Genomic DNA, 12,713 nt, shown 5'->3' with positions numbered 1-12,713 from the left:
CTAGGATGGCTGGCATGCCTGAGCTTGCCGCCCATGTCCGCGACGTGCCCGTGAACCAGATCCGGGAGATCACCGAGGCCGCCTGGCGGACCCCGGGCGCCATCGTGTTGAGCATCGGCGAGCCCGGCTTCCCGCTCCCCCGGCACGTCCTGGACGCAGGTATCGCCTGCCTGGACCGCGACGAAACCAACTACACCCCCAACGCCGGAATCCCGGCCCTCCGCGAGGCGTTCGCCGCCAGGTTCCGGGAGGAACAGGGCGTGGACGTCGGCGCCGACCGGGTGTACGTGGTCTCCGGTGCGCAGCAGGGCCTGCACTTCGCCATGAGCCTGCTGCTCTCCCCCGGCGACGAGATCCTCATCCCCAATCCCGGCTACCCCACCTTCGCCATGACCAGCCGGCTGCTGAACGCCGTTCCCGTGGGGTATCCGCTGCATCCGGAACACGGCTTCCAGCCACGTGTTGCCGACGTGGAAGCACTCATCACCAGCCGCACCCGGGTGCTGGTGCTCAACTCACCCTCCAACCCGCTCGGTGCCGTGCTCAACGGGGAACTGGTGCGGGAACTGGTGGAGCTGGCCCGACGGCACGACATCTGGGTCATCTCCGACGAATGCTACGAGGCGTTCACCTACGACGTCCCGCATGTCAGCCCGGCCAGGTTCGACGGCGGCACGGAGGCGGATGCGCGCGTGTTCACTTCGCTGACACTGTCCAAGACCTACGGACTGACCGGGCTGCGGATCGGCGCACTGGTCTGCCCGCCGGGGCTGGAACAGAAGATGGACAACGTCATGGAATCGATCGTCTCCTGCGTGGCCTCCGCCCCGCAGTACGCGGCGCTGGCGGCGCTGACCGGCCCCCAGGACTACGTCCGGCACGCGCATCAGCACTACCGCGGGAACCGGGACGCTGCTTCGGCAGTCCTTGCCGCAAAGGGCATCCGCTACCTGCCGGCACAGGGCGCGTTTTACCTGTGGGCCGATATGTCCCACGTATCCGGCGGCGACGTGCGGGGATGGGTCCGGCGCTTCCTTGCTGACTCCGGCGTGGCGTTGGCTCCGGGGACGGCGTTCGGCTCCATCGGCGAGGGCTGGGTGCGGATCGCGCTGTGCGGGCGGAAAGAGGACCTGCTGGCGGGACTTTCCCGGCTGCCGGACGCCCGGTCCTAGGTCCGGCAGGCCTCACCTCCGGCGCGGGCGGGCGCGGGCAGGCGCGTCAGCTGCGGGCGCCGGCGAGGGCCCTGTCCAGCCAAGACCGAAGGACTTCTGCGGGTGCGGCGCCTGCCTGGCGGGCGGCGACCTTCCCGTCAACGAGCACCATCAGCGTGGGAATGGCCTGGACGTCGAACCGCCGCGACAACCCGGGCGATTTGTCCACATCCACCTTCACCAGCTTGATCTTGCCGGGCCGTTCCCGCGCCAGCTTGTCCAGGACCGGGCTGACCATCCGGCAGGGTCCGCACCAGGCCGCCCAAAAATCGACCAGCACCGGTACTGGGGATTGCTCCGCCACGGCAGCGAAGTCGCCGTCACCCGCCGCCACGATCCAGGGCAGGTCCGCCTTGCAGTTGCCGCAACGGGGGTGGCCTGACGCCTGGGCGGGCACGCGGTTGGTCTTTCCGCAGGAGGGGCAGGCAAGCAGCGTGGGTTCCATGGTCAGTATTCCTTCCTGCTGTCAAAGGCGCGCCAGGCCTGGAAGGGGGCGTCCGACGTCGGGATGTCACCCCGGGTGACCGGCATCAGTTCCGGTGCGGCGCCGCTGAAATAGTCGTAGAAGAGGGCGTCGTCGAAGCCCGCGGCTGCGGCGCCATGGCGGTCCGCGGCGAAATAGACGTGCCCGATTCGAGCCCACAAAGCTGACGCCAGGCACATGGGGCAGGGCTCGCAGCTGGCGTAGAGGACCGATCCCGTGAGGTCGAAGTCCGCTGTTGCTGCCGCTGCCGCCCGGATGGCAACCACCTCGGCATGGGCGGTGGGGTCGTTGTCCCGGGTCACCCTGTTGACGCCGGAGTGGACCCGTCCGTCGGGCGTCACCACCACGGCCCCGAACGGTCCGCCGCCCTGGCCCACGTTCGCCGTGGCGAGATCCACTGCCTGTTCGAGGTATGGGGCCCCTTCGACGTGTCGGGTCCGGTCGAGGCGCTGGGCCCGTTCGACGTGTTCCGGGGAGCTGTTTCCGTGGTCTGCGGCGGTCATAGCACGATCCTAGCCACCGGTGACCCGTTGGGGGATGGAAAGGGGGCCAGGAAGGGGGGACGCCCGCAAACACTACCCGCCGGTACGGGCCTACTCTTGCGCCGGGGGATACATATTTTGCCTCTGCCGAGGCTTCCATATCCGGCCCGCAAGGGCCCCGCACCCCGGAGTACCCAATGAAGAGAAGACTCGCAGTCTTAGCCTGTATCACCGCCTCGGCCGCTGCCATAGCGTCCGGAGGCCCGGCCGCAGCTTCCACCAAAGCGCCGGATTACCAGGTACTTGCAGGCGGCCTGGTCTCGCCGCTGCACGTCGCTGCAGGAAACGGCAAGGCGGTCCTGGTGTCCCAGGATTTTGCCGGGAAACTAACGCGCATCAACCGGGACGGATCAACCGGGGACCTGGCGACCGGCACGCCGGAGGGCTGGGAAGTAGCCGGTTCCGATACCCGCGGCAGCACAACGTACTACCTGGAAAGCGTCGGCGCCGGTCAGGGTGACCCGGCCGGACTGCACGGATTCCTGAAGTCGATCGACGCCAAGGGCGGCGTGGACACCATCGCAAACTTTGCCGATTACGAGCGGCGCCACAACCCGGACGGCGACCAGCGCTACGGATTCGGCAATGACGTGAGCGCAGCGTGCCTTGCAGGGTGGCCGGCCTTCGCGCCTGCAAAGTACAAAGGCCTGGTGGACTCGCATCCGTATGCCCTGGCAGTGAAGGACGACACCGCGTATGTCGCCGATGCCGGGATGAACGCTGTCCTCAAGGTCAACCTGAAAGACGGTGACATCGACACCCTCGCTGTCCTGCCTCCACGGCCGGCGGTCATTCCCAAGGGATTGGTCATTCCCACCGACATGCAGGGCGGGACCTTCAAGGTGCCCGACTGCGTGGCCGGCCATAAGTATGCCTTCGAACCCGTCCCGACGGACGTCGCGATGGGACCGGACGGCATGCTCTATGTGACGTCGCTGCCCGGCGGACCGGAAGGACCGGAACTGGGCGCCCGTGGTGCCATTTTCAAGGTGAATCCGTGGAACGGGGACGTGGACCTCTGGGCCGACCATATCCTCAGCCCCACGGGTGTGGCTGTGGCCGGCAACGGTGACGTGTATGTTGCGTCGCTGTTCGGTGGCGAGATCCTGAAGTTTACCTGCGACGGCGACCGTTCGACGTTCCTGAAGGTGAACATGCCGGCTGACGTCGACATCAGGGGGAACAACCTCTACGCCACGGTCGACGCGCTGGGCGACCCGATGCAGCCGCCCGCCGGAAAGGTCATCAAGGCCGATCTCGGGTAGCAGGCCGTGACAACGCCCCGGCTTAAAGGACGGGGTGGGTTAAAAGCAGCCAGGGCCCGGGATAAGCTCCCGGGCCCTGGTGTGCGTCTTACTTGTTGCCGTCCTCGTTGAGGTCTTCATCGTCGCTGAGGTCCAGGTCCTCTTCGTCGAAGTCGTCCTCATCGATGTCCACGTCGCCGGACGCGTCGGACTTGTACGGGTCCGCGTCGCCTGCGTGCCGGGCGTTGGCGGCAAGGGCTGCCACCTCGGCATCCCGCTTTCGGGCCTCCCGCAGCAGCTCCTCCAGGTTGGAAGCATTGACCGGGATCTGGTCGGCGACGAATTCGAGGGTGGGGGTCAGGCGGACGGTGATGTTCCGGCCCACCTCCTGCCGAAGCACACCTTTGGCCTTCTCAAGCCCCTTGGCAGCATCGGCCTGGACAGCCTGGTCGCCGAGGACGGTGTAGTAAACAGTGGCGTGCTGCAGGTCGTTGGTCACGCGGGCATCAGTAACAGTAACGCCCTCAACCCGCGGATCCTTGATCCTCCGGCCCAGGGCCTCAGCAACAACAACCTTAATCCGCTGCGCCAACTTGGCAGCACGTGCCGGATCAGCCATGAACAACTCCTATAAGAAGAAAAAAATTAGGGACGTACGACGGCAACAACAGGGCAGCCAACGGACGTTTCAGTTATCTGCCACGCACCTGGGGCCGGGACGCCCGCACTATGGCGAGTGTACGACGGACCTGCGTTGGGTTTTTCCGGCGGCCTGGGAGTGGCATCGGGCCTGCCGAAGCTGGGTGCCCGACGTCGTCAGACGTTGGCCATCCAGCGAAGGGGCGGGGCCGCCGGAAAAATCCAACGGCCCCGCACCTGGCACTGCTGACAGCCCGAAGGCCGGCCAGACTAGACGCGCGGCTTCTCGCGCATCTCGAAGGTTTCGATGATGTCACCTTCGGTGATGTCGTTGTACGAGCCAAGACCGATACCACACTCGAAGTCTGTGCGGACCTCGGTGACGTCGTCCTTGAAGCGCTTGAGCGTCTCAACGGTGAGGTTGTCGCCGATGATCTTGCCATCGCGGCTGACGCGGGCCTTGGCGTTGCGTCGGATAACACCCGAGCGCACGATCGAGCCTGCAATGTTGCCGAACTTGGAGGAACGGAACACTTCGCGGACCTCGGCGGTGCCGAGCTGGACTTCTTCGTATTCCGGCTTGAGCATGCCCTTGAGCGCTGCTTCGATGTCATCGATTGCTGCGTAGATGACGGAGTAGAAGCGCATGTCCACGCCTTCGCGGTCTGCCAGTTCGGCAACCCGCTCGGCGGGCTTGACGTTGAAGCCGATGATGACGGCGGAGTCGACCGTTGCCAGGTTGACGTCGTTCTGCGTGATCGCACCGACGCCGCGGTGGATGACGCGCAGCTGCACGCCTTCGCCGACGTCGATCTTGAGCAGCGCGTCTTCGAGGGCTTCGACGGCACCGGACACGTCACCCTTGAGGATGAGGTTGAGGGTGTCGATCTTGCCTTCGGCGACGGCCTGGTCGAAGTCCTCCAGGCTGATGCGCTTGCGGCGCTTGGCCAGGGCTGCGTTGCGGTCGGCTGCTTCACGCTTCTCGGCGATCTGGCGGGCGGTGCGCTCGTCAGCGGTCACGAAGAAGGTGTCACCGGCGCGCGGCACGTTGGACAGACCCAGCACCTGGACGGGGCGGGACGGACCGGCCTCGGTCAGGGCGCTGCCGTCGTCGTCGAACATCGCACGGACGCGGCCGTGGGCCGTGCCTGCCACGATGGTGTCGCCGACGCGCAGGGTACCGGACTGCACCAGGACGGTGGCAACCGCACCGCGGCCCTTGTCCAGGTTGGCTTCGATCGCGATGCCGCGGGCGTCCTTGTTCGGGTTGGCGCGCATGTCCAGGGCTGCGTCTGCGGTGAGCAGGACAGCCTCGAGCAGCTCGTCAATGTGCAGGTTCTGGCGGGCAGAGACCTCCACGAACATGGTGTCGCCACCGTATTCCTCGGGAACCAGGCCGTACTCGGTCAGCTGGCCGCGGACCTTCTCCGGGTTGGCGCCTTCCTTGTCGATCTTGTTCACGGCCACGACGATCGGCACGTTGGCCGCCTGGGCGTGGTTGAGGGCTTCAACGGTCTGCGGCATCACGCCGTCGTCCGCTGCGACCACCAGGATGGCGATGTCGGTGACCTTGGCACCACGGGCACGCATGGCGGTGAACGCCTCGTGGCCCGGGGTGTCGATGAAGGTGATCTTGCGATCGTCGCCTTCGTGGTTGTGCGTGACCTGGTAGGCACCGATGTGCTGGGTAATGCCGCCGTGCTCGCCCGCCATGACGTCGGACTTGCGGATGGCATCGAGCAGGCGGGTTTTACCGTGGTCAACGTGGCCCATGACGGTGACTACCGGCGGACGTGCCTCGAGTTCCTCATCGCCTTCGGCTTCGAGTTCGGCGTCAAAGTCGATGTCGAAGCTGGAGAGCAGCTCGCGCTCCTCGTCCTCCGGGGAGACGACCTGGAGCTTGTAGCCCAGTTCCTCGCCGAGCAGGGCGAAGGTGTCCTCGTCCAGCGACTGGGTGGCGGTGGCCATCTCACCAAGGTGGAACAGCACGGTGACCAGCGCGGCGGGGTTTGCCTCGATCTTGTCGGCGAAGTCCGTAATGGACGAACCACGGCGAAGCCGGATGACGGTGTTGCCGTCGCCGCGGGGTACGCTCACGCCACCCAGCGACGGGGCACTCATCTGCTCAAGTTCCTGGCGCTTTGCGCGCTTGGACTTGCGCTGCTTGCCACGGCCAGCGCCGCCCTTGCCGAAGGCACCCTGGGTGCCGCCGCGGCCGCGGCCGCCCTTGCCAAAGCCACCGCCGGCGGGTGCACCGCCGCCGCCACCGGGACCACCGGTACCGGGAGCGCCACCGGGGCGTCCTGGACCGCGTCCGCCGCCACCGGGACGTCCTGCACCTGCGGGTGCGGGACGCTCAGTGCGGTTAGGCATCATGCCCGGAGTAGGACGGGGACCACCGGGGCGCGGGGCGCCTGGACGGGGACCACCGGCGCCTGCTGCGGGGCGGGGACCACCGGCACCGGCTGCGGGACGCGGCCCACCGGGGCGCGGTCCGCCGGCGCCTGCTGCGGGGCGGGGACCACCGGGGCGGTCGCCGTCGGTGCGGCTGCCACCCGGACGGGGCATGCCCTGCGAGGTGGCAAACGGGTTGTTGCCGGGACGGGGTGCACGGTCACCGTCTCCACCGCGGCCGCGGGGCATGCCCTGCGAGGTGGCGAACGGGTTGTTGCCCGGACGGGGACCGCCGGGGCGGGGCCCTGAACCACCCGGACGGGCGGAGGGAGCCGGAGCTTCAGCCTTGGGTGCCGGGCGGGCACCGGGCTTGGCGCCGGTGGACGGGGCACCAGCGGCTGGGGCACCGGAAGACGGAGCCGCGGGGGCGGCAGGCGTGGCGGGGGCTGCCGGGGCTGCTGCCTGTGCAGGAGCAGCGGGAGCGGCCGGAGCCGGTGCCTGGGCCTTGGGGGCCGGAGCCTTGGGCGCAGCCGGACCGGGAGCCGGTGCTGAAGGGCGTGTTCCTGCCGCGGGAGCAGGTGCCTTGGGCGCAGCGGCTGGCGCTGCGGCCGGGGCCGAGGACTTTGCCGCGGCGTCGGGGAAGGCGTTGCGCAGTTTGCGCACAACGGGGGCCTCAATGGTTGAAGAGGCAGAGCGAACGAATTCGCCCAGTTCCTGCAGTTTTGTCACTGCATCTTTGGAAGTTATACCGAGCTCTTTGGCGAGCTCATGTACGCGGACCTTGGCCACATTTCTCCTGTCTCGGTCCGCACCGAGCCAGGCACGAACCGTCTACTTCTTACTGCGGACCCCAGCCGCTGTTGATGCGAAGGGGCCCATTGCAGAGCGCAACAAAGTTGTCATCGTTACGCACTCATCGCTGGGAACTCATCGGGTTTCCATCAGATTTCTGACCCGCTTTCAGGTTGGACGGTTGGTGTTGCAGCCACCGGGGCGGCGTCAACGTTCGGACCTGGCGTGAACCAGCGTTCGACGGCGGTTGTTTCAGTTGCGCCCGGAAGGGCACGCCCGAATGCTCGCCGCTTGACCGCCAGGGCCAGGCACGATGTGCTGGGGTGCAGCCATGCACCCCGGCCAGCCATCCGGCGTCGTTCATCCACCAGGACAGCGGTTGACCCGCTGCCTTCGGCGACGAGCCGGAGCAACTGCGACCGCGGGCCCTTCTTCCGGCATCCGATGCAGGTACGCTCGGGCTGATTCCCTGTGGAAAGCATTTCTGCCACGGTCATCGTCCTGACGTTCTTTCTGCTGGCCGCAGGTTTTACTGCCCCGCAGTTGCGGAAACGAGCACGCCCAAGGCACACGGCTACCGGCTGTTAGGCGCGGTCTTATCCATTCTAGCCCCTCGGGGCCGTTCTGCCCGAAACGGGGTGGCTGCCGCGGCGCGCCAACCACCCGCGTCCCGGCAGTTATTTGTCGCGGGCCACCGCGGCGTCGGAGACGATGTCGATGCGCCACCCGGTCAGCTTTGCCGCAAGGCGGGCATTCTGGCCTTCCTTGCCGATGGCCAGGGACAGCTGGTAGTCCGGAACCACCACGCGCGCGGAGCGGGTGGCCTCGTCGGTGATGGTGACCGAATTCACCCGCGACGGCGACAGCGCGCTGGCAATGAAGGTAGCCGGGTTCTCGCTGTAGTCGACAATGTCGATCTTTTCGTCGTTCAGCTCGTTCATGACGGCACGGACGCGGGAACCCATCTCACCGATGCAGGCACCCTTCGCGTTGATCCCGGGGGTGTTCGCCTTGACGGCGATCTTGGTGCGGTGGCCGGCTTCGCGGGCCAGCGCGACAATCTCCACGGAGTGGTCGGCGATCTCGGGGACTTCGAGTTCGAAGAGCTTCCGAACCAGGCCCGGGTGCGACCGGGACAGCGTCACGGAGGGGCCCTTGGTACCGCGGTGCACGTCAATGACCAGGGCGCGCAGGCGGTTACCGTGGATGTACTTCTCGCCGGGGACCTGCTCGGGCGGGGGAAGCAGCGCCTCGAGGGACCCGAGGTTGACCTGGACCATGTGCGGGTTGTTGCCCTGCTGGATGGTGCCGGACACCAACTCGCCTTCGCGGCCCTTGAACTCGCCCAGGACGTTGTCGTCCTCAACGTCGCGAAGCCGCTGCAGGATGATCTGGCGGGCCGTGCTGGCTGCGATGCGGCCGAACCCTTCTGGGGTGTGCTCGAATTCGCCGATGGGGGCGCCGTCGTCGTCAATCTCCACGGCCCAAATGGTCACGTGCCCGCTCTTGCGGTCCAGTTCGGCGCGTGCTTTTTCGAAGGCGCCGGGCGACTTATGGTAGGCCACCAGGAGCGCCTGCTCGATGGTGGGGATCAGGAGGTCCAGCGGGATTTCACGCTCACGCTCCAAAAGTCTCAGTGCGCTCATGTCAATATCCATCAGGCCTCCTCAGAAGGTCCATTGTGTTCAGGTTCCAGACCGTCCTCCGGGAGGTGGCTGAATTCGATCTCGACTTTTCCGTTGCGGATCCTGTCGAAAGGAAGCTTTACGGGTTCACCCTGTCGGGGCTTCATGCCCTTCTTGACGGCGATCTCCGGAACGAGGGTGACTCCCCCGTCGTCCACGGACTTGATGCGGCCGGTCACGTTCTCGCCCTGGGTGACGTTGACCTTGACCATCCGGCCCCGCGCGCGGTGCCAGTGCCGCGGTTCGGTCAGGGGGCGACCTACGCCGGGCGAGGACACCTCGAGGTCATAGGGCCGGCCGTCGTCGTTGGGGTCGTTATCCAGCACATCCGAGAGGACCTTGGAGATGTCCGCGATGACGTCCAGGCTGACCCCGCCCGTCTCCTCCTGCGGCAGGTCCACCACGACATGGACCACACGGTGGGAGCCCGGGATGATGGCTACGTCCTCCAGGTACAGGCGGTTTGCGTGAACGGCGGGTTCCAGGAGAGCCCGGAGCCGCGCAGCTTCGGGGTTGTGGGCCGGCGCGGTTCCGCTTCCCGTGCCGGTGTGGTCTGGTGAAGCCGTAGCTTCTGCGTTGCTCACGATGCCGGCCGCCTCCCTATAGATGATGTGGTGTTTACTAGCGTAGCTATTTTACCGGCCCCGTGGTGCACCCGGGTGCCCCCTCAGCGTGACACCATGGTCTGTTGTGAAACACCCCCTCAAGGACACCCACCCGCGCGTGCGCGCGTTCCGGTTTGCCGTCTTTGCCCTCGCCGTGCTGGTGGTCCTGAGCCTCGGTTTCGCCTTGATTCCCGCGGAAAAGCCAGCTCCCGCCGAGCCTCCGTTCACGGAACGGGCCAGGGCGGCGGCGTTCACTGCTGCCATGGACCTGCGTGCCTCCGGGATGGAGTTGTCTTCCACTGGCGCAGCGGATTCCGCCATCCTGGACCCCGTTGTGACCTTGCTGACCATCCAGGCCAGGGCGTTGATGTCCCCCGCGCTGACGTCCCCTGCACCGGAAACCGGTGCAGCCACGCCGCCGGCACCTTCCACGCCGTCTTCCACCGCCGGCCCCGCCAGTGTTGCCGGACTCGTCCAGGCGCTGGCCGGCAGCGGAACCGCGCGCCTCAAGGACGCAGAAACAGCCGACGGCGGCATGGCCCGCCTCCTCGCGGGTGCCGGCACCGCGCAGATCCTCGCCGCCGGCCGACTGGCCGCCGCCACAGGAGTACCCGTCCCGGAGGCAACGGCAGCCGCAACGGTAGAAGAGGTGCCGGCCCAGGCAACTGCTTCCCCATGCCCCTCGCCATCCGCGGCTGCCTCGCAGAGGGGCGCTCGCCCGGGCACTGCTGCCGGCGTGCGCGAGGCGCTGGCCGCTGCCGTCACCGCAGAGGAGGAGGCTGCCTACGGGTACCAGGCGGCACTCCCCCGCCTCGGTCCCGCCGAGTCCGGCCCGGCGTCGGAGTTCCTGGCCCGGCACCGCGAACTGGCCGACGCCGGGGAGGAACGCCTCAGGCTCGCTTGTGGAACGGCCGTACCGCAACAGCCGGGATATGTCCTCGATTCCGCCTTCCTGGCCGCACCGGCAGCAGGCCTGGGCAGGCTCGAGGCAGCGACGCTCGCCTCCTACGGCGACCTGGTGGCACTGTCCCAGGGCCAGGACCGGAAATGGGCGCTGTCAGCGCTGCAGGCTGCCGCAGGACGGGCGCTTCGCTGGGGCACAGACCCCGGAGCTGTTCCAGGCCTGACCCTGGACGTTAACCAACTGCCCAACCTTCCCGCAGTTACTGGACGTCCTGCCGGTACCGGCCCCGCGCCGTCGTCCGCGGAATCCCAGGCCCTCACTGGGCCGTCACCACTGAAGGAATGGTCGTAAAGAAGACCACGCAGAGGGTGGCACTGGGAAGGCCGGGGTGGTTTCCTGAAAGGATGAACGCCGACGATCCAGCCGATGCCCCGGGGACCGGTGCCAGCCCGGAACTGAACAACCACCTTGAGACGGAACCGCACGGCAACGATATTGCGCACCGGCTGAACTGGTTGCGCGCCGGCGTCCTCGGCGCCAATGACGGCATCGTCTCCGTGGCCGCCATTGTGGTGGGCGTGGCGGGTGCCACGGCCGAATTGGGGCCCATCCTCACGGCCGGCGTCGCCGGCGTCGTGGGGGGCGCCGTGTCAATGGCGTTGGGCGAATATGTCTCGGTCAGCAGCCAAAGTGACAGTCAGCGCGCCCTGATTGAGAAGGAACGCCGCGAACTGGAGGAAGAACCGGAAGCGGAGCTCGCCGAACTGACCGCCCTCTACCTGGCCAAGGGGCTGACCCCCGAAACCGCGGCCAAGGTCGCCCGCGAACTTACTGCCCACGACGTCCTGGCCGCACACCTGTCTGCCGAGCTCAACATCGACGAGGAGGACATCGTCAGCCCCTGGCACGCGGCATTCGCCTCAGCCATTGCGTTCACCATCGGGGCTATTCTGCCAATGCTGGCCATCCTGCTTCCCCCACCCGGCATCCGGGTTCCGCTGACGTTTGCAGCAGTCCTGGTGGCCTTGGCCATAACGGGCGCCCTGGGGGCATGGATCGGAGGCGGCTCAAAAACGCGGGCAGCTGTGCGCGTGGTGGTGGGCGGCGCATTGGCGCTCGCGGCGACGTTCATGATCGGCAACCTGCTGGGGGCCTCGGGTGTTGTTTGACCCCGTGGTGCCGGCACTTCCCATCCCGCCGGACCTCACGGCCCGTTACATGCGCGACCGGGCAGGACGCACCTGGCTCGACAGCCTTCGGGGGCTGCTGGCTGACCGGCTGGAGCAATGGCAGCTCGACGTGGACCTGGCGCCCGGCAGCCTGCCGTGGAGTGGACACGGCGGCATCGTGCTGCCGGTGCGGCAGGACGACGGTTCACCAGCAGCCTTGAAGATCGCTTTCCCCCACGATGAAGCCAAGGTGGAGCGGCATGCACTGGCACTTTGGGGCGGCCGTGGCGCTGTTGCATTGCTGGCCTCCGACGCGGAATCGTGCGCCATGCTCCTGGAACGCCTCGACGCCGGACGGTCACTGGCGGACGTGCCCCTGGATGACGCTGCCGTTGTCTGGGGAGGGCTGGTGCGGCAATTGGGGCTGGCCCCGGACCACCGCGCTGAATGGCGGGAGTTCGCCGACATCGCCGGCCGAGCCGAACAGTGGAGCGACCAACTGCCGGCGGACTGGGAGCAGCTGGGCCGCCCGTTCCCCCGGTGGCTGCTGGAGGCAGCCCTTGAAGTGTGCCAGACCCGCGGTGCGGTGGGCCGCCGGTCGGCCCATGACCTGCTGGTCCACACGGACCTGCATTTCCTGAATGTCCTGGCGCGCCCGGGGAAGCAGGCCACGGGTGAAGCGCCGACGGCGGCGGGATACGCGGCCATCGACCCCCAGCCGATGATTGGCGAACCCGAGTTTGCCGTGGCTCCGCTGCTGTGGAACCGCCTTGCGGACCTGCCGGCGTCCCGGCCCGGCGCGGCGCTGCTGACGCGTTGCCACGACTTCAGCACAGCCGCCGGCCTGGACCCTGACGTGGCCCGGCAGTGGGCCATCGCCAGGGAAGTGGATAACGCGCTGGGGTACGCCGCGCAGGGACACCAGGGCGACCTGGCCCGGTCCCTTTGGGTCTCCAGCACCCTGGCCGGCAAAACCCTGGACGGCCTGCCGCATCCCCATTCACTGCCCGAGCCGGGACAGGACGGGTAGGGCGGCCGGCAAGG

12 protein-coding genes are annotated in these 12,713 nt (G+C 67.5%); 5 read left to right on the top strand and 7 right to left on the bottom strand.

Annotated elements, in window-relative coordinates; genetic code table 11:
• Nucleotides 1-14: 14 nt before the first annotated feature.
• A complete protein-coding gene (locus tag LFT46_RS07410; RefSeq protein ID WP_236821730.1) occupies nucleotides 15-1,172 on the top strand; it encodes a pyridoxal phosphate-dependent aminotransferase in 1,158 nt (385 codons plus the stop codon).
• A gap of 46 nt (nucleotides 1,173-1,218) precedes the next feature.
• Here LFT46_RS07410 and trxA read toward each other — a convergent pair whose 3' ends face one another.
• Entirely contained in the window at nucleotides 1,219-1,656 is a 438-nt protein-coding gene (gene trxA, locus LFT46_RS07405) for a thioredoxin (RefSeq protein WP_236821729.1), read from the bottom strand.
• A 2-nt stretch (nucleotides 1,657-1,658) separates the two neighbouring features.
• Nucleotides 1,659-2,198 carry a nucleoside deaminase gene (locus tag LFT46_RS07400; protein ID WP_236821728.1) on the bottom strand — a complete coding sequence of 180 codons (540 nt, stop codon included), beginning with the start codon at nucleotides 2,196-2,198 and terminating at the stop codon, nucleotides 1,659-1,661.
• 176 nt (nucleotides 2,199-2,374) lie between these two features.
• Between LFT46_RS07400 and LFT46_RS07395 the strand changes: the two genes are divergently transcribed.
• Nucleotides 2,375-3,502 carry a ScyD/ScyE family protein gene (locus LFT46_RS07395; RefSeq protein ID WP_236821727.1) on the top strand — a complete coding sequence of 376 codons (1,128 nt, stop codon included), beginning with the start codon at nucleotides 2,375-2,377 and terminating at the stop codon, nucleotides 3,500-3,502.
• Between the two features lie 88 nt (nucleotides 3,503-3,590).
• Here LFT46_RS07395 and rbfA read toward each other — a convergent pair whose 3' ends face one another.
• The 5 genes from rbfA to rimP all read right to left on the bottom strand — a co-directional run bounded on the left by rbfA (nucleotide 3,591) and on the right by rimP (nucleotide 9,575).
• On the bottom strand, nucleotides 3,591-4,100 hold the full coding sequence (gene rbfA, locus LFT46_RS07390; protein WP_236801905.1) for a 30S ribosome-binding factor RbfA: 510 nt from the start codon (nucleotides 4,098-4,100) through the stop codon (nucleotides 3,591-3,593).
• A 290-nt stretch (nucleotides 4,101-4,390) separates the two neighbouring features.
• Nucleotides 4,391-7,303 carry a translation initiation factor IF-2 gene (gene infB, locus LFT46_RS07385; RefSeq protein ID WP_236821726.1) on the bottom strand — a complete coding sequence of 971 codons (2,913 nt, stop codon included), beginning with the start codon at nucleotides 7,301-7,303 and terminating at the stop codon, nucleotides 4,391-4,393.
• Between the two features lie 152 nt (nucleotides 7,304-7,455).
• Nucleotides 7,456-7,788 carry a YlxR family protein gene (locus tag LFT46_RS07380; RefSeq protein ID WP_236802820.1) on the bottom strand — a complete coding sequence of 111 codons (333 nt, stop codon included), beginning with the start codon at nucleotides 7,786-7,788 and terminating at the stop codon, nucleotides 7,456-7,458.
• Nucleotides 7,789-7,983: 195 nt separating this feature from the next.
• Nucleotides 7,984-8,964 carry a transcription termination factor NusA gene (gene nusA, locus LFT46_RS07375; RefSeq protein WP_236801903.1) on the bottom strand — a complete coding sequence of 327 codons (981 nt, stop codon included), beginning with the start codon at nucleotides 8,962-8,964 and terminating at the stop codon, nucleotides 7,984-7,986.
• Nucleotides 8,964-9,575, bottom strand: a complete 612-nt coding sequence (gene rimP / locus LFT46_RS07370; protein ID WP_236801902.1) for a ribosome maturation factor RimP — start codon at nucleotides 9,573-9,575, stop codon at nucleotides 8,964-8,966. Before rimP ends, nusA begins: the two co-directional genes overlap by 1 nt.
• A gap of 106 nt (nucleotides 9,576-9,681) precedes the next feature.
• On the opposite strand from rimP, the gene LFT46_RS07365 reads away from it, so the two are divergent.
• From LFT46_RS07365 to LFT46_RS07355, 3 genes are read left to right on the top strand one after another with little or no spacing between them, the layout of a single operon-like run.
• Nucleotides 9,682-10,851, top strand: a complete 1,170-nt coding sequence (locus LFT46_RS07365; RefSeq protein ID WP_236821725.1) for a DUF4439 domain-containing protein — start codon at nucleotides 9,682-9,684, stop codon at nucleotides 10,849-10,851.
• Nucleotides 10,852-10,904: 53 nt separating this feature from the next.
• Nucleotides 10,905-11,669: a VIT1/CCC1 transporter family protein gene (locus tag LFT46_RS07360; RefSeq protein WP_236821724.1), complete on the top strand. Its 765-nt coding sequence runs from the start codon at nucleotides 10,905-10,907 to the stop codon at nucleotides 11,667-11,669.
• 49 nt (nucleotides 11,670-11,718) lie between these two features.
• Entirely contained in the window at nucleotides 11,719-12,699 is a 981-nt protein-coding gene (locus LFT46_RS07355; protein ID WP_236822010.1) for an aminoglycoside phosphotransferase family protein, read from the top strand.
• Nucleotides 12,700-12,713: the final 14 nt, after the last annotated feature.

Source organism: Arthrobacter sp. FW306-07-I (assembly GCF_021800405.1).
Lineage (GTDB): Bacteria > Actinomycetota > Actinomycetes > Actinomycetales > Micrococcaceae > Arthrobacter.
Note: the sequence above shows the minus strand (reverse complement) of the source record. Positions and strands in the feature narration are given on the sequence as shown.